The organism is Oerskovia sp. Root918 (genome assembly GCF_001428945.1).
GTDB classification, from domain to species: Bacteria; Actinomycetota; Actinomycetes; order Actinomycetales; family Cellulomonadaceae; genus Oerskovia; species Oerskovia enterophila.
This window is the reverse complement of record NZ_LMJG01000015.1, coordinates 149610-164550: the sequence shown is the minus strand read 5'-3', so window position 1 is coordinate 164550 and position 14941 is coordinate 149610. Positions and strand designations below refer to the sequence as shown.

Sequence of the window (14941 nt, the reverse complement as noted above, 5' to 3'; positions counted from 1 at the left end):
AAGGCCCGGTCCCCTGAGGGGTCCGGGCCTTCGTGCGTGCGCAGCCTGGTCTCGCTCCCACGGAACGGGCATACTGGACGATCAGCCCACGTTCCCTCGACGGAAGGTCATTCGTGCTGCCGGACTCTCCCGTGCCCGACCACCTTCCGCAGACCCGCGCTGCCCGCCGCCGTGCCGAGGAGATCGCGTCCTCGCCGTCGCGCGCGGCCAGGCGTCGGCGCCGTGCCGAGGCCGTCCGGCACGCACGCCCCGGCGCCGAGGTGCGTCGCGCGAGCGCGCTGCCTCAGGTCATGGTGGTCACGCTCGGCCTCGTGGGCGGTCTGCTCGCGGTCCCGGCCGTCCAGGAGCTCGACGGCGAGGGGCCGGGCCTCGAACCGATCGGAGCACGCTGGGACGCCGCGCTCGGGCGGGACGCCGACCGCGCCAGCCGGAGCGACGGCCCCCGCGGAGCGGTCCTCGCCGAGGCGGACCCCGCTGCGCAGGCGCCTGTGGCGCCGACGGTCGAGCGACCGGGTGGGCAGGGATCCGGGGCTCCGCCGGAGACGACCCCCGCCCCCGACCCCGCGCCGACCACCGAGGCCGCGCCCGAGGCGCCCGCCCCGACCGGCCCGCCGCAGCTCGGCGCGACCGGACCCGAGGTCCAGGCGATCCAGGAGCGGCTGCAGGTGCACGGGGCCACGGTCCTGGCCGACGGCGAGTTCGGTGCGGGGACCGACCACGCTCTGCGCACGTTCCAGGCGGCACAAGGCCTCGAGCCCGACGGCGTGGCCGGTGCGGCGACCCGGGCCGCGCTGCTCGCCGACCCCACCACCTCGACGGGCGGAGCCGGCTCGACCGGGGGAGCGCCGTCGTCGGGCACCGGGGACATGGCCGCGGTGCTGAGCCTCGTCAACGCGCAGCGCACGGCCGCGAGCTGCCCGGCCCTGCGGGCCGACGACCAGCTCGCCCGCGCCGCGACCCTGCACGCGCAGGACATGGTCGACCAGGGGTACTTCAGCCACACGAGCCTCGACGGGCGGACGTTCGGCGACCGCGTGACCGCTCAGGGGTACGCGCGACCCGGCGGTGAGAACATCGCCGCGGGCCAGCAGACCGCCCAGGCCGTGGTCGACGCGTGGATGGCGTCCGAGGGGCACCGTGCGAACATCCTCAACTGCGACTTCACCGCGATGGGGATCGGGCGCGTGGGCAACACCTGGGTGCAGGTCTTCGGGTACTGAGGACGCCCGGAAGGTCCGAGGTGTCCGCTTGCCGGGCGAGCCAGCGCGCGCCGCGACATACTCAGGTGTGAACCCGTCCCACGAAGCAACGCCCGAGCCCGCCGCCCAGCAACGTCTCGACCACGCACCGCTCCGTTCCGCGGTCATCGTCAACCCGAACCGGGTCGAGGGGCTCGACGAGCTCCGCCGGACCATCGAGGCCCAGCTCGCCGACGCGGGCTGGCCCGCCCCCGCCTGGCTCGAGACGACCGCCGAGGACCCCGGCACCGGCCAGGCCCGGCAGGCCGTCGAGGACGGCGCCGAGGTCGTGTTCGTGAGCGGCGGCGACGGCACCGTGCGCGCCTGCATCGAAGGGCTCGTGGGGACCGAGGCGGCGCTCGCGGTCCTGCCCGGCGGCACGGGCAACCTCCTCGCGACCAACCTCGGTATCCCGCCCAGCCCGGAGGACGGCATCCGCCTCGCGCTCGACCGCGGGCGCCGCGCCGTCGACATCGGCGAGGTCGACGGGCAGGCGTTCGCCGTCATGGCCGGCATGGGGCTCGACGCCGCGATGATGGAGGACGCGCCGACGGCGCTCAAGGCCAAGGCTGGTGCGCTCGCGTACGTCGTCTCCGCGTTCAAGCACCTCGCCGACGACGAGATGAAGGTCGAGGTGCGCGTCGACGACCGGCCGGTGCTGCGCCGTCGTGCACGCAGCGTGCTCGTCGGGAACGTCGGCAAGCTCCAGGCGGGCGTTAACCTGCTGCCCGACGCGGTGCCCGACAACGGGCAGATGGACGTCGCGATCCTCGCGCCCCGCAACCTGGGCCACTGGGTCCAGCTCCTCGTCGGAGTGCTGCGAGGGCGCAAGCGCGTCCCCAACATGGAGGTGCTGCGCGGGTCACGGATCTCCGTGATCTCCGACCGGCCGCAGCCACGCCAGCTCGACGGCGACGTGATCGAGCCGTCGAAGAAGCTCGAGGTCAGCGTCCGTGCCGGGGCGCTGTGGGTGTGCGTCTACCAGCCCGACATGTCCGACGACATCGCGGAGGGCGCGCCGGCGGACGGGTGATCCGCGGCTGGTAGCTGAGGAGAGGGTGTCCGGGCGCTCATCTGGTGAGACTGGGCTTGGCTCCCCCGGTGCGGTGATCGTGCTGGGCGGCACTGAAGGCGGCCTGGGCGCTACTGGGTCGTACGTCCAGTTCAGATAGTGAGAAGTCCTGACGTATCCCTTGCGAGGCTGCGTCGGATGCTGCCAGGGTTGGCGGTGCAGGGGCTTCCCAAGGGGGGGAGGTCTGCAGAAGGGGAACGCAATGAAGCGAAAGATCATGGCAGTCCTGACGGCCACGGTGGTGGCGTTCGGCGGAGTCGTCGTCGCGGGGGCTCCGGCGCAGGCGGCAACCGGACCGTACGGTTGCATCTTCCAGAACAACGGCTATCCGACATTCACCGAAACGTTCACCGGGACCTGTGGGATGTCGCGTGCGCGATTCACCGGGAAGACGGCGACCGGCGCACCCGTCGATGACGTGGCCTACTGGTCGAACGGGTACTCGGTGACCAGCACCTATCCGAGCTGGATGCGCACCCAGAACTACGGGCAGGCGATCTTCCGTGGTGCGACGTCCGCGTGGAAGGTCTCGACCTGAGAGTGAGTAGAGGGCCGTCTTGGGTGGTGGTCGCCGCACTGGTTGTGCTGGGCGGGTGCTCGACGGCGCCGTCAGAGTCCGAGGGTCGGTTCGCGGCCGAGTTTGCTCAGGCGCGCAACCAAGCCACGACCGATTTCGAGCGGGAAGTCCTTGAGGACGACGAGATCGCTGAGGCGGAGCTGGACGAGGCCAGGCAGAGGTTCGAGCGATGTGTCGAGGACCTGGGGTATCTCGTGACATTCGGTGAGCACGGGATGCGTATCGAGTACCCGGGTGTCGATGCGTCAAACGCGGCTGAGACCGAAGCTGCTTCCGAGAAGGCGTTTGAGTGCGAGGTCGGATCGACGTCGGTGATCGAACCGCTCTACGCGGCGGTGAGATCGAATCCGGAAGGTGGTGACTACCGGCAGAACGCGGTTGATTGCCTCATTCGGCACGGTGTCGCGCCCGAGTCCGCACGGGCTGAGGATCTCGAGAGCTATTCGCTGTCAAATGCCGATTCGAACGGACCTTCCGAGGAACTTCGTGAAACCGTCATCGCTTGCCTTGACGACACGTCGTTCTGACCCGTCAGCCCCTCGGGTGAGCTGCCGTCACGGTGCGCTTACCCGAGGGGCTGGCGGCGTGCTGCTCGCTCTGGTCTTCGCTCTGGTCCTCGCCGCGTGCTCGTCTCCACGGGTGAACCTCCAGAGCGATCGAGGAGAGCCTCTCTCGGCCGACGAGGTGGCGGCGTTGCTCGAGGACGCGGCGGTGAACACCCATGTCGTGCCGCCAGGATTCCATTCGTCTCCTGGAGTCATGGCGCGAGGCATGGAGAAAGTGGACGAGCTCCTTGAATCAGCCGGATGGAAGTTCACGGAGACCTGGAGTCTGGAGCTCGACCGTCCCGTCTGGGCGATCTCACGACACGTCTTCTCCTGCGCGACCGACAACGCAGGCGTGGCGTCGGAGGGGTGGGGGGTCGTCTACGTGGAGGACATCGACGCGACCTGCCTGCATGAACCGACTGCAGCCGATGCCCTGGCCGCGACCACCCGGATGCTCGAGGAACGCGGTCTCCTGGGGACGGATCCTGTCATCGTCACGCTCGATGGTGACGATTCTGAGGTGCTTCAGCCGGGGCTCGACATGGATACGCCGTGAAACCTCGCCCGACCGCGAGGGTTCCACATGATGAGATTGGCCAGCAGTCCGTGGGGAGGGAGGTGCGTTGAAGGTGGTTTCGTTGTCACGGACCGTACGTGCCGTTTACATAGTGAGAAGTCCTGACGAATCCCTTTGCGGGATGGGGTCGGGTGTTGCCAGTCTAGCTGTGCAGGGCCTCCTCAAGGGGGGGGCTTTGCACGCGAGCGCGAGCACGCCGGGGTACGCGATGGTGACGAACTACACCTGTTCAGCGGCCCGAGCCGGGATGACGTATCAGAACCCCGCGACAGGCGCGAAGGTGACGACATGGTCCACGTACGCGCTCGCGGGCCAGGCCAGGTCGACCGGGTCGGTTACGCCGTCGTGGGTGACCAACCGACACATCGGGGTGATTCCCTGACGTTTCCGATGGTGGGTGTTGCCAAAGCGGCCGACCTTCTGCGGGGTCGGCCGCTCGGGCCTCTGGAGAGGATGTGTGATTGTGCGGAGAGTGGGTTGTCTGGGAGCCGCATTCGCCCTGGGCGTGCTCCTGAGCGGATGTACCGCTGGTGAGGACGAGCAGTCGGAGTCGCCCTGGGAGTCGGATGTTCGCGCTCTCGCGTCGTTGTCGCCCGTCGCGCTCGTGCAGGACGTCGCTCAGGACGGCGTCATCGAGGAGCTGGAGTATCGGGAGGTGCAGGACACCTACCTGGCCTGCCTCGGCGACCTGGGTTTCGCGGCCTCCACCTGGGTGGATGAAAACGGGCTCGAGTCTTATCAGACTGCGGGCGAGTGGACCGACGAACTCGAGTCGGCGTTCACGACGTGCGGCGAGAGCACTGGGTTGGATCCCGTCGAGAATCTGTACCGGCAGATCGTGACAAACCCGAACAGGGTGGACTTCAACGAGCTGATCGCGCAGTGCCTCCGCGAGTTCAAAGTCGTCGACGAGTCGTACACGGGTGAGCAGTACAAGGAGGACCTCTTGGCGCAGAAGAGGCCGGGAACCGATCCCGGCGCACCGGACCTGCTGCGGTGTGAGGACGACCCCTTGGGCGCGATGGCCGACAGATGATCGGGGCTGCTCGATGACAGGGAGAGACATCCCGGCAGCCCAAGTCCACCCGCACCAAGAACGCCATCAGCAGTAGCTCGAGGAGCAGCAGTGACCAGAGATCGACGCCCCGCCCGGCCCAAGGCGGCCGGCTCAGGAGCAGCCCGTGCAGGCGTGCTCGCGCTCGCGGCGGTCGTGCTGCTCGCGGGAGGTGTCACGGCGGGGATGGCGTTGGCGCCGCAGTCGGAGCCGCAGAGTGTGCGGAGTTCGACGCCGCCTGCGGCGGTCCCGGTCTCGCGTCAGGTGTTCGACGATGCGCGCAGGGTCAAGGTCACCCCGGTCGTCGCGGAGGAGGGAACGCTCCAGGTGGCGGACACGGGTAAGGTCACGCGTTCGGTGTGCGCCCCGGGGGCGGTGATCGAGTCGGGATCGAGCCCGGTCACGGTCGACGACCGTCCGGTCGTGGCGCTCGCGACGTCGATCCCGTTGTGGCGGGACCTGGCTCCCACGGCCAAGGGTGACGACGTCAAGGCCCTGCAGGTCGAGCTCGCTCGCCTCGGGCACAAGGTGAGTGCGGACGGGACGTACGGTGACGCGACCAAGGCCGCCGTGACCAAGCTGTTCAAGGCCGCGGGCGTGGCCAAGCCGACCGGCGACCTGCCGGTCGCCTCGGTGCTGTGGCTCCCGGCGACGTCGGTCACGGTGAAGACGTGCGAGGTGCCCGTGGGAGCCGCGACGTCCGAGGAGGCGTTCGCGACGACGGCCGGGACGCTGGTCTCGCTGGGCCTGTCGGACACGCTCTCGAACGTCACGCCCGGTGACCGGGTGCTGCGTCTGGGTGAGCTGAGTGCGTTCGTCGGGGAGGGCGGTGTGGTCACCGATCCGGCGTTCCTCGAGGCCGTGCGCGGCAGCATGGAGTTCGCCGGCTGGCAGCGCTCCGAGGGTTCCGAGCCGTTGACGCTCGAGTACGTGCTCGCCGCGCCGCTGGACGTCTCGGTCGTGCCGCCCGGGGCGCTGTTCGCGCTGAGCGGCGCCGCGGGGTGCGTGTCAGCGGACGGCACGGCGTACCCCGTGACGGTCGTCGCGTCGAGCCTGGGGCAGACCCTCGTGACGTTCGACGGCCTCGACGCCGCCACGGCGCCGACCGAGGTCGAGCTGACCTCGCAGGCCGAGGGGCAGACGTGCCGGTAGGGGGCAAGCGGCTGGTCGGGACCGATCTGGGGCACGCTTTTCCCGGCACGGGCCTGCTGTTCACCGGGCTGGACCTGGAGGTCGTACCGGGAGAGGTCGTCGCGCTCGTGGGCCCCTCGGGCAGCGGCAAGTCGACGTTGCTGAGCATCGTCGCGGGCTGGGAGCGCCCCACGCAAGGGCAGGTCGAGCGTCTGGGCGTCGCCACGACCGGGTGGGTCTTCCAGAACCCGCACGGTGTCGCGCGCCGGGCGGCCCTGGACCACGTGGTGCTCCCGCTCCTTGCGCGCGGTCTGCGCCGTCCCGACGCGGAGGCCCGTGCTCTCGAGATCATGGCGCGCTTCAACCTGGCGCCCGTCGCGGACCGCCCATTCCGGGCGTTGTCCGGTGGCGAGGCCCAGCGGCTCATGCTCGCGCGCGCGGTGGCCCTGGCGCCGGACCTGCTGCTCGTCGACGAGCCCACCGCGCAGCTCGACCTGCGCACGGCCGCGACCGTCAACGAGGTCCTGGCCGGCATCGCCCAGGACGACTCGATCGTCGTGGTCGCCACGCACGACCCGCACACGCGCGACGCCTGCACGCGCGTGATCGACCTCGCCGACTTCCAGCACGCGCAGGACGCGGCATGATCACGCCCGACGACGGCGCGCGGCCCGGTCTCGCGACTGCCCCAGGCGACGCTCACCGCCCCGCAGGACCCGGTCGTCAGGACCCGCCCGCAGGAGCGTCCACCTCGCCTGACGACGGCGCTGCCCTCAACGTCGGTGCGCCCCCGGACACGTCGAGCCTGCCCGCCAGCCTCGGCTTCGACGCCCCCACCCTGCCCGACGACGGAGCGCACCCCCGCGCGGAGGTGAGCGGCGCCGTCGGGCACGGCGGGGAACCTGCACGGGCCGGACGGACTCGCACGATGCGGGCCGCGTCCGTGGTGTCCGAGGCGTGGCGCAGTGTCGCGACCGGCACGACCCGCGCGACCCTGTTCGCGGCGGTGCTCGTGGTGGTCGTCGGCGCGCTGGCCGCGGTCGACGTGCGGGCGATCGTCGGCGTTATCGAGGGAGCCCGCGAGTACCGTGACGCGGGCGCGAGCGTGCAGATCCTCGAGGCTACCGGGCAGGTCGACGGGGCACGCTGCGAGGCCCTCGCCAGGGTCGACGGCGTCAACGCGGCCGGCGCCCTGCGGACCGGGGAACCGCTGCGGGCGCTCAACCTCCCCTCGAGCGAGCTCACCGGCCTCGAAGCAACCCCTGGGCTGCTCGGCGCGCTCGACCGCGGACGGGTCGCCGGGGCGGGCCTGTGGCTGTCCGCGGACCTGGCCGAGGCGCTCGGCGCGGTCCCCGGTGACTCGATCGCGACGACCACCGGGCCCGCGCGGCTCGGCGCGGTCTACCCGTACCCCGACGACGGACGCGACCGCGCCCTGGGCTACGCAGCCGTCGCTCCCGTACCCGCCACGGGGCTGTTCGACTCGTGCTGGGTCGAGATCTGGCCCGTCGACCCCGAGACCGCGACGCTCCTGCGCACGACTGTCGTCGCCGACCCGTCCTCCGAGGTGCAACCCACCCAGAAGCAGCTCAACGGCCGGCTCGGTGCGACCTACGACGCGAGCGCCGAGTTCTCCGGCCGCCTGACCGAGCCCACCCCGATCGCCACGGCCGCCCTGGGCCTGGCCCTGGGATACGTCGCGATACGGCTGCGCCGCCTCGAGCTCGCCGCGGCCCTGCACGCCCGGGTCCCGCGTGCCGCCCTGACCTGGCAGATGCTCCTCGAGACCGCCGCCTGGACCGGTGCCGGGATCGTCGTGACCGTCCCCGCGCTGTGGTGGCTCGCGGGAGCCGGAGGTGACGGGCTCGCCACCGACCAGGTGAGCACCTGGATCATCGGCATGCGGACCGTCCTCGCCGGAGCAGGAGCGGTGCTCGTCGGGGCCGTGGCCGGGGCGCTCACGACCCGCGAGAAGCACCTCTTCAAGTACTTCAAGGAGAGGTGAGTACAGAGAGCTGCAAGATTCGTGAGGGGCCGGGACGGTGGGCTCGGGTGTGAGGAACAGCCGTAGAGTCGCCCACGCGTTCCAAGGTGAGGAACGACACTTGCTCGAGCGCGCGAGCAGGAATGTCATGGAAGAACCCCGCGACCGGCAGCGGTGCAACGGTCTATGGCGGGTGGGCATCTGCAAGGAGCATTTCTCAGACCGGCACGATCACGACCTCGTTGATCACCTACCGCTACCTCGACGTGGTTCACTGAGCGAACCCGATCTGTTCTGGCCAGGCCGACCTTGCGATGCAGGTCGGCCTGGCTGGCGTCGCCACTGGCCTGCTGAGTGTGCTGGTGGTTGGCTGTTCGGCGGCGCCTGTTGCCGACGAGGGTCAGTGGGTACCGGATGTCCTCGCGCTCGGGCAGGCGACGGACGTCGACTTGGTGAGGACGATCGCCGAGGACGGACAGATCACCGAGGTCGCTGCTCGAGCAGTGAGGCCGTGAGCGCCGAACGCGGGACAGGTGCGCCGACGCCCGGCGCCGTGCGCTACGGTGACGACCGCACGACCCAGCACCACCGCACCACCAGCACGACCCACAACTCCACACACCCACGGGAGCTCGCAGCAGCGAGCTGAGAGGGCGGCTCAGCGCCGCCGACCGTTCGAACCTGTTCGGATCATGCCGACGTAGGGAGAGAGCCATGAGCTCTGAGACCGCTGTGCCCACAACCACCGGGCCCGCCGCCGCTGCACCAGCTGCACCCACCGTGCCCGCCGCGACCACCGGGTCGTCCGCGCACACCATCACGACCGGACCCATCGCGGGGTCCGCCAAGGTCCACCACCCGGTCCCGGGCGCGGAGCACCTGCGCGTCCCCGAGCGCCGCGTGCTCCTGAGCAACGGCGAGCACCTGGACCTGTACGACACCTCTGGCCCCTACACCGAGTCGGACGACCCCGCGGCGTTCGACCTCGCGGGCGGCCTGCCCGCCCTGCGGGCGTCCTGGCTCCGGCCCGACGCCGTCCCCACCGAGCGCGGCACGGGCGGCGCCCGGACGCAGCTCGCCTGGGCGCGCGCCGGGGTCGTGACCGACGAGATGCGCTTCGTCGCTGCCCGCGAGGGCGTCGACGTCGAGCTCGTGCGCGACGAGGTCGCGCGTGGCCGGGCGGTGATCCCGGCCAACCGTCGGCACCCCGAGATCGAGCCCATGATCATCGGCAAGGCGTTCGGCGTGAAGATCAACGCGAACATCGGGAACTCGGCCGTGACCTCCTCGATCGAGGAGGAGGTCGAGAAGATGGTGTGGGCCGCGCGCTGGGGCGCCGACACCCTCATGGACCTCTCGACGGGCAAGGACATCCACGAGACCCGCGAGTGGGTGCTGCGCAACTCCCCGATCCCCGTGGGGACGGTGCCGCTCTACCAGGCGCTCGAGAAGGTCAAGGGGGACCCCGCGAAGCTCACGTGGGAGATCTACCGCGACACCGTGATCGAGCAGGCCGAGCAGGGCGTCGACTACATGACCGTGCACGCGGGCGTCCTGCTGCGCTACGTCCCGCTGACCGCGCGCCGTGTCACGGGCATCGTGTCCCGCGGCGGCTCGATCATGGCCGCGTGGTGCCTCGCGCACCACCAGGAGTCGTTCCTGTACACGCACTTCGCGGAGCTGTGCGAGATCCTGCGCGACTACGACGTCACGTTCTCGCTCGGCGACGGCCTGCGACCGGGGTCCATCGCGGACGCCAACGACGCGGCCCAGTTCGCTGAGCTGCGAACGCTGGGTGAGCTGACCAAGGTCGCGAAGTCCTACGGCGTGCAGGTCATGATCGAGGGCCCGGGGCACGTCCCCATGCACAAGATCGTCGAGAACGTGCGCCTCGAGGAGGAGCTGTGCGAGGAGGCGCCGTTCTACACGCTCGGCCCGCTCGCGACCGACATCGCGCCCGCCTACGACCACATCACGTCCGCGATCGGGGCCGCGATCATCGCCCAGGCCGGGACTGCGATGCTCTGCTACGTCACGCCCAAGGAGCACCTGGGGCTGCCCGACCGTGACGACGTCAAGACGGGGGTCATCACGTACAAGATCGCGGCGCACTCCGCCGACCTGGCCAAGGGGCACCCGCGTGCGCAGCTGCGGGACGACGCGCTGTCCCGTGCCCGGTTCGAGTTCCGCTGGCACGACCAGTTCGCGCTCTCCCTCGACCCCGACACCGCCCGCGCCTTCCACGACGAGACGCTGCCGGCCGAGCCCGCCAAGACCGCGCACTTCTGCTCGATGTGCGGGCCCAAGTTCTGCTCGATGCGGATCTCCGCGGACGTGCGCGAGTACGCCGAGAAGAACGGCCTGACGTCGGTCGAGGCGATCGAGGCCGGCATGGCGGAGAAGTCGAGCGAGTTCACGGACGCGGGCGGCCGGGTCTACCTGCCGGTCGCGGGCAGCTGAGCCGCTGCCTCGGCCACCTGCCCGACCGCTGAGTGCGGAGTACTTGTCGTCGAACGAGCCGATCGGCGACAAGTACTCCGCACTCAGCGGGGTCGGGCGGGGTCAGCTCGTGCCGGGCGCCGCGATCCCGTGCTCGTACGCCCACACCACGAGCTGGACGCGGTCGCGCATGCCCGTCTTGGTCATGATGCGGCTCAGGTGCGACTTCACGGTGCTCGCCTCGAGGTAGAGCGTCGCCGCGATCTCGGCGTTCGACTGCCCCCGGCACAGCAGCGCCAGGATGTCGTGCTCGCGCGAGGTGAGCAGGCCCGAGGCGACCTCGTCGGGCGCGGCGGGGGACCGCCGTCGGGCGAACTCGTCGATCACGCGCCGCGTGAGCGTCTGGTCGACGAGACCCTCGCCCGACGCCACGCGCCGCACCGCGTCGACCAGCACGTCGGGCTCGGCGTCCTTGAGCAGGAACCCGCTCGCCCCGGCCTCCAGGGCGCCGAACACGTAGTCGTCCAGGTCGAACGTGCTCACCACGAGCACCGGGACCGGGTCGACGACGCCGGGCCCCGCGAGCGCGCGCGTCGCCGTGATGCCGTCCCCACCGGGCATGCGCACGTCCATGCACACGACGTCGGGGCGCTCGCGGCGCGCGACGCGCACGGCGTCCGAGCCGTTCGCCGCCTCGCCCACGACCTCGAAGCCCTCGCTCTCGAGGATCACGGTGAAGCCTGCGCGGACGACGGCCTGGTCGTCGACCAGCACCACTCGGGTCATGGGGCCTCCTGCCCGACGGCGGAGCACGGCTCGTCCGAGGACGTCGCCGAGCGCTCGGGGATGGTGGGGGTGGGAGCGGCGGCTTCGGCCGCTGCGGGCCGGGGGACCGTGAGCCGGACCCGCCAGCCGTCGCCCGGGACCGGGCCCGCGCTGAGGGTCCCGCCGACGAGGGTCGCGCGCTCGGTCATGCCGATGAGGCCGTGCCCGGGCGCGGCCTGGGCGACGGCCGTCGCGCTGGTCGACCTGTCGGACACCGCAGCGGCCGCCGGGGCACCGTGCCCCTCGCGCGCATCGAGGTCACGGCCCGCGCTCCGACCGGTCCGGCCGCCCGAGATCGCCGCGACCGGCAACCTGTTGGTCACCGTGAGGACGAGCGCGGCCTGCTGGTAGTCGGTCACGACCTCGATCGCGCGCCCCGGGGCGTGACGGCGCGCGTTGCTCAGCGCCTCCTGGAGCACGCGGTACACCGTGAGCTGGACGGCGGGGGAGAGCCCGAACGGCGAGCCTCGACGGACGTCACGCACCTCGGCGCCAGCGCTGCGTGCGAGGTCGAGCAGCTCGCCCGCGTCGTCGAGCGTGGGCTGCGGTGCGGCCGGGGCGTCCTCGCCCGGCTCGCCGGGACCGGCCTGCGACGAGCTGCGCAGGATGCCGACGACCAGGCGCAGGTTGTCGAGCGTCTCGCGCCCCTGGGTGCGGATCCAGCGCATCGACTCCTTGGCGCGCTCGGGGTCGCGGTCGACCAGGCGCTCGGCCGCGGCCGCCTGGACGACGATCCCCGACAGGTGGTGCGCGGCGACGTCGTGCAGCTCGCGGGCCATGCGGCCGCGCTCCTCCAGGACGGCTTGCGCCGCGAGCATGTCGCGCTCGCGCTCTGCCTGGGCCACGCGCCCCTGGAGCTGGGCGAACAGCTCGCGGCGCGTGCCGACGTACGCACCCACGAGCGCCGAGGCCACGTAGGTCAGGAGCGCTGACGCGAGGCCGCCCCAGACCTGGACCGCGACCGGCACGGGACCCGTCGAGGTGATCGGCACGGGCCCGCCGAGCACGAAGCTCAGCAGGACCTGCACGCCCGCTGCGGCCGCGGCCGCCCACAGGGCCGTGCGGCGCGGTGCGTACGCACCGACCGAGTAGGCCGCGACGAGCGTCGCGGGCGCCTGGAACGAGACGAAGGCGGGAAGCACGGGCACGAGAGCGACCTGGCCCACCACGGTCAGCGCGAGCGCGAGCAGAGGGGCCCGACGGCGCAGCGTGAGCGCCATGGCCTGCGCGACGACGAGCACGATCGCGGCGACCCGCCCGCCGGTCGAGAACCGCAGGGAGTCGGGCCCGCCCTCGACCACGATGCCGAGGTCCGTCAGGGCGACCCGCTCGACGGCCAGCAGGAAGCCGACCGTGAGGACCGCGACGACCACGCCCAGCAGGGCGTCGCGACCCGTCGAGGTACGGATGCCGACCGCGGCGAGACGGCGGTGCAGTGTGTCGAGCACGGGGGGCCTCTCGGGTCGGGCGGTCGGGCGGTCGGGCAGAGCGGCGTGCGGGTTCACCGGAGCGGGGAGGCCCCGGCTCAGGTGCCCCGCACCCAGGCGACCCGCCCACCGGGGGAGCGGCGCCGTCGGGCACCACGGTACGTGGCCGTGGCGCCCGACGGGCCGCCCCTCCGGGGCAAGACGTCAGACGAGGTCGCGGCGACGGAACGTCACCGCGCCCGACCCGAGCGCGACCGCGACCCACGCGGCTAGGCCCAGCACCGCGGCCCCGACGCCCAGAGGGGCGAGGCCGCCCAGGACCGACGTCGCGCTCTGGCCGGTCGACGCGAGCGACCCCAGCCCGAGCGGCAGCCATGCCGCGGCGTTCGACGTGCCCCCCGAGAGCAGCAGGACCGCGGCCTGGACCAACGGCTCGACCACCACGAGCCCCACGACGACGAGGATCGCCGCGACCTGCCCGCGGATCAGCGTCCCGATGCCCAGCCCGAGCCACGCGAACAGCACGAGGACCACGAGCCCACGCCCCCACACGCCCAGGACGTCGCCCGCGCCGACCATGAGCTGAGCGCCCGGTGTCGACGCGACGGCCACGAACAGGCCCAGGGCCGTGAGCACCGCGAGCGCGGCGCCGGTCACGAGCGCGACGACCGCGGTCGCGCCCGCCTTGCCCCCGAGGATGCGCAGCCGCGACGGGACCACGAGGGCCGTAGGGACGATGCCGCCCGTGCGGAAGTCGGTCGTGACCGCGAGGACGCCCAGCAGCAGCATGCAGATGACCGACACGCCTGCCGAGCCCGAGCCCGCGGGGCCGTTGCCCAGCAGGTCCAGCATCGCGCGCTGCACGGGTGCCGCGCCCAGGTCGGTCAGTCCGGTGAGGTCGGGGGCGAGGTCCGCGGTCAGCTCGGGCGAGGCCTGGAGGCCCACGGTGGCACCGCCACCCAGGCCCTCGAGGCCCGACAGGACGCGCGGCAGGGCGATGGTCAGGGCCTGGACGAGGACCATGCCCGCGAGGGCGACGATCCCCAGGATCCAGGGCGTGCGGGTCGTGCGTAGCTTGAGCAGCTCGGCGCGGAACATCAGCGCACTCCTTCTGTCTCGGCGGTCAGGTTCAGGTAGAAGTCCTCCAGGGACTCGCCCCGGACGAGGTCGGTGAGCGGGCCGTCCGCGATGACCTGGCCCTGGCCGATCACGACCAGGTCGTCGGCCACCTGCGTGACCTCGGCCAGGACGTGGCTCGCGAGCAGCACCGCCCCGCCGCCGTCCGCGAACGAGCGCAGCACCTCGCGCATCCACCGCATGCCCGCGGGGTCCAGGCCGTTGGCGGGCTCGTCGAGCACGAGGACCTGCGGGTCGCCCAGGAGCGCCGCGGCCAACCCGATGCGCTGGCGCATGCCGAGCGAGTAGGTCCTGACGCGCCGGTCGGCGGCACGGTCCATCCCGACGAGCGCGAGCACCTCCTCGACCCGTCGGCCCCCGATCCCGGCCGCGGTCGCGAGGACCCGCAGGTGGTCGCGTCCGCTGCGACCCGGGTGCAGGCCGCCCGCGTCGAGCAGCGCGCCGACGACCTGGCCGGGCTTCTCCAGTGCCGCGTACGGGCTGCCCTGGATCGCCGCGGTCCCGGCGCTCGCGGACGCGAGCCCCAGCAGGACGTTGAGCGTGGTCGTCTTGCCCGCGCCGTTGGGGCCGAGCAGCCCCACGACCCTCCCGGGCTCGACGACGAAGCTAACGTCGCGGACGGCGTCGAACGTCCCGTAGGACTTGCGCAGGCCCACGATCTCGATGGCTGGCATCGGGGATCCCTTCTTCTCCGGCCGCGCAGCCGGGGTGCCGCGCGCCGTGCCTCCAGCCTGGCTTCCGGGCTGTGGCGGGCGCTTCTGGCGGAGGGGGGAAGGTGGGTTGCGCCTTCCGGCGGAGGTGGCGTCGGCTGGATGCCACCCGCCCGCGTAGCGCCGAGGTAGAACGTGCTGCGCGAGGTAGAGCGCGCCACGTCCTACCTCGGCGCAGGACGTTCTACCTCGCGTACGCCGGGCCGTGGCGGCGGCCCTGCG

At 72.0% G+C, this 14941-nt stretch carries 14 protein-coding genes and 1 riboswitch; of the genes, 10 read left to right on the top strand and 4 right to left on the bottom strand.

The window, feature by feature from the left end; all coding sequences use genetic code 11:
* The first annotated feature begins 131 nt into the window (after positions 1 to 131).
* The 10 genes from ASE27_RS15985 to thiC all read left to right on the top strand — a co-directional run bounded on the left by ASE27_RS15985 (position 132) and on the right by thiC (position 10641).
* Positions 132 to 1220 (top strand): CAP domain-containing protein, encoded by a 1089-nt coding sequence (locus tag ASE27_RS15985; protein WP_157257669.1) that lies wholly within the window; start codon positions 132 to 134, stop codon positions 1218 to 1220.
* A 67-nt stretch (positions 1221 to 1287) separates the two neighbouring features.
* Positions 1288 to 2271: a diacylglycerol kinase family protein gene (locus ASE27_RS15980; protein WP_056652677.1), complete on the top strand. Its 984-nt coding sequence runs from the start codon at positions 1288 to 1290 to the stop codon at positions 2269 to 2271.
* A gap of 241 nt (positions 2272 to 2512) precedes the next feature.
* Positions 2513 to 2848: a hypothetical protein gene (locus tag ASE27_RS15975; RefSeq protein WP_056764583.1), complete on the top strand. Its 336-nt coding sequence runs from the start codon at positions 2513 to 2515 to the stop codon at positions 2846 to 2848.
* Positions 2830 to 3414, top strand: coding sequence for a hypothetical protein (locus ASE27_RS15970; protein WP_157257668.1), 585 nt, complete (start codon positions 2830 to 2832; stop codon positions 3412 to 3414). Before ASE27_RS15975 ends, ASE27_RS15970 begins: the two co-directional genes overlap by 19 nt.
* Before the next feature lie 112 nt (positions 3415 to 3526).
* Positions 3527 to 3991, top strand: coding sequence for a hypothetical protein (locus ASE27_RS15960; protein WP_157257667.1), 465 nt, complete (start codon positions 3527 to 3529; stop codon positions 3989 to 3991).
* 526 nt (positions 3992 to 4517) lie between these two features.
* Complete coding sequence (locus ASE27_RS15955; protein WP_056764595.1) at positions 4518 to 5048, top strand: hypothetical protein; 531 nt, start codon at positions 4518 to 4520, stop codon at positions 5046 to 5048.
* Positions 5049 to 5138: 90 nt separating this feature from the next.
* Positions 5139 to 6218 (top strand): peptidoglycan-binding protein, encoded by a 1080-nt coding sequence (locus ASE27_RS15950; protein ID WP_157257666.1) that lies wholly within the window; start codon positions 5139 to 5141, stop codon positions 6216 to 6218.
* On the top strand, positions 6209 to 6844 hold the full coding sequence (locus tag ASE27_RS15945; protein ID WP_056652652.1) for an ABC transporter ATP-binding protein: 636 nt from the start codon (positions 6209 to 6211) through the stop codon (positions 6842 to 6844). Before ASE27_RS15950 ends, ASE27_RS15945 begins: the two co-directional genes overlap by 10 nt.
* Complete coding sequence (locus ASE27_RS15940) at positions 6841 to 8202, top strand: hypothetical protein (RefSeq protein ID WP_056652649.1); 1362 nt, start codon at positions 6841 to 6843, stop codon at positions 8200 to 8202. Before ASE27_RS15945 ends, ASE27_RS15940 begins: the two co-directional genes overlap by 4 nt.
* Before the next feature lie 593 nt (positions 8203 to 8795).
* A riboswitch (TPP riboswitch) is annotated at positions 8796 to 8905 on the top strand.
* Positions 8896 to 10641: a phosphomethylpyrimidine synthase ThiC gene (gene thiC / locus ASE27_RS15930; protein WP_082609015.1), complete on the top strand. Its 1746-nt coding sequence runs from the start codon at positions 8896 to 8898 to the stop codon at positions 10639 to 10641. Its footprint overlaps the riboswitch before it by 10 nt.
* Before the next feature lie 102 nt (positions 10642 to 10743).
* On the opposite strand, the gene ASE27_RS15925 is transcribed toward thiC, so the two are convergent.
* The 4 genes from ASE27_RS15925 to ASE27_RS15910 form a co-directional block, all read right to left on the bottom strand.
* Complete coding sequence (locus ASE27_RS15925; protein ID WP_056652641.1) at positions 10744 to 11406, bottom strand: response regulator transcription factor; 663 nt, start codon at positions 11404 to 11406, stop codon at positions 10744 to 10746.
* Complete coding sequence (locus ASE27_RS15920) at positions 11403 to 12893, bottom strand: sensor histidine kinase (RefSeq protein ID WP_056652639.1); 1491 nt, start codon at positions 12891 to 12893, stop codon at positions 11403 to 11405. Before ASE27_RS15920 ends, ASE27_RS15925 begins: the two co-directional genes overlap by 4 nt.
* A gap of 183 nt (positions 12894 to 13076) precedes the next feature.
* The gene (locus tag ASE27_RS15915; protein WP_056652637.1) at positions 13077 to 13970 is read right to left on the bottom strand and encodes an ABC transporter permease; all 894 of its coding nucleotides are present in this window, start codon (positions 13968 to 13970) and stop codon (positions 13077 to 13079) included.
* Positions 13970 to 14683 (bottom strand): ABC transporter ATP-binding protein, encoded by a 714-nt coding sequence (locus ASE27_RS15910; RefSeq protein ID WP_056652635.1) that lies wholly within the window; start codon positions 14681 to 14683, stop codon positions 13970 to 13972. The genes ASE27_RS15915 and ASE27_RS15910 overlap by 1 nt, the downstream gene beginning before the upstream one ends.
* Positions 14684 to 14941: the final 258 nt, after the last annotated feature.

Excerpts from the sequence above, each read along its gene's own strand:
- thiC (WP_082609015.1), top strand. The coding sequence starts at position 8,896 with ATGAGCTCTGAGACCGCTGTGCCCACAACCACCGGGCCCGCCGCCGCT.
- ASE27_RS15975 (WP_056764583.1), top strand. The coding sequence starts at position 2,513 with ATGAAGCGAAAGATCATGGCAGTCCTGACGGCCACGGTGGTGGCGTTC.
- ASE27_RS15940 (WP_056652649.1), top strand. The coding sequence starts at position 6,841 with ATGATCACGCCCGACGACGGCGCGCGGCCCGGTCTCGCGACTGCCCCA.
- ASE27_RS15925 (WP_056652641.1), bottom strand. The coding sequence starts at position 11,406 with ATGACCCGAGTGGTGCTGGTCGACGACCAGGCCGTCGTCCGCGCAGGC.
- ASE27_RS15915 (WP_056652637.1), bottom strand. The coding sequence starts at position 13,970 with ATGTTCCGCGCCGAGCTGCTCAAGCTACGCACGACCCGCACGCCCTGG.
- ASE27_RS15910 (WP_056652635.1), bottom strand. The coding sequence starts at position 14,683 with ATGCCAGCCATCGAGATCGTGGGCCTGCGCAAGTCCTACGGGACGTTC.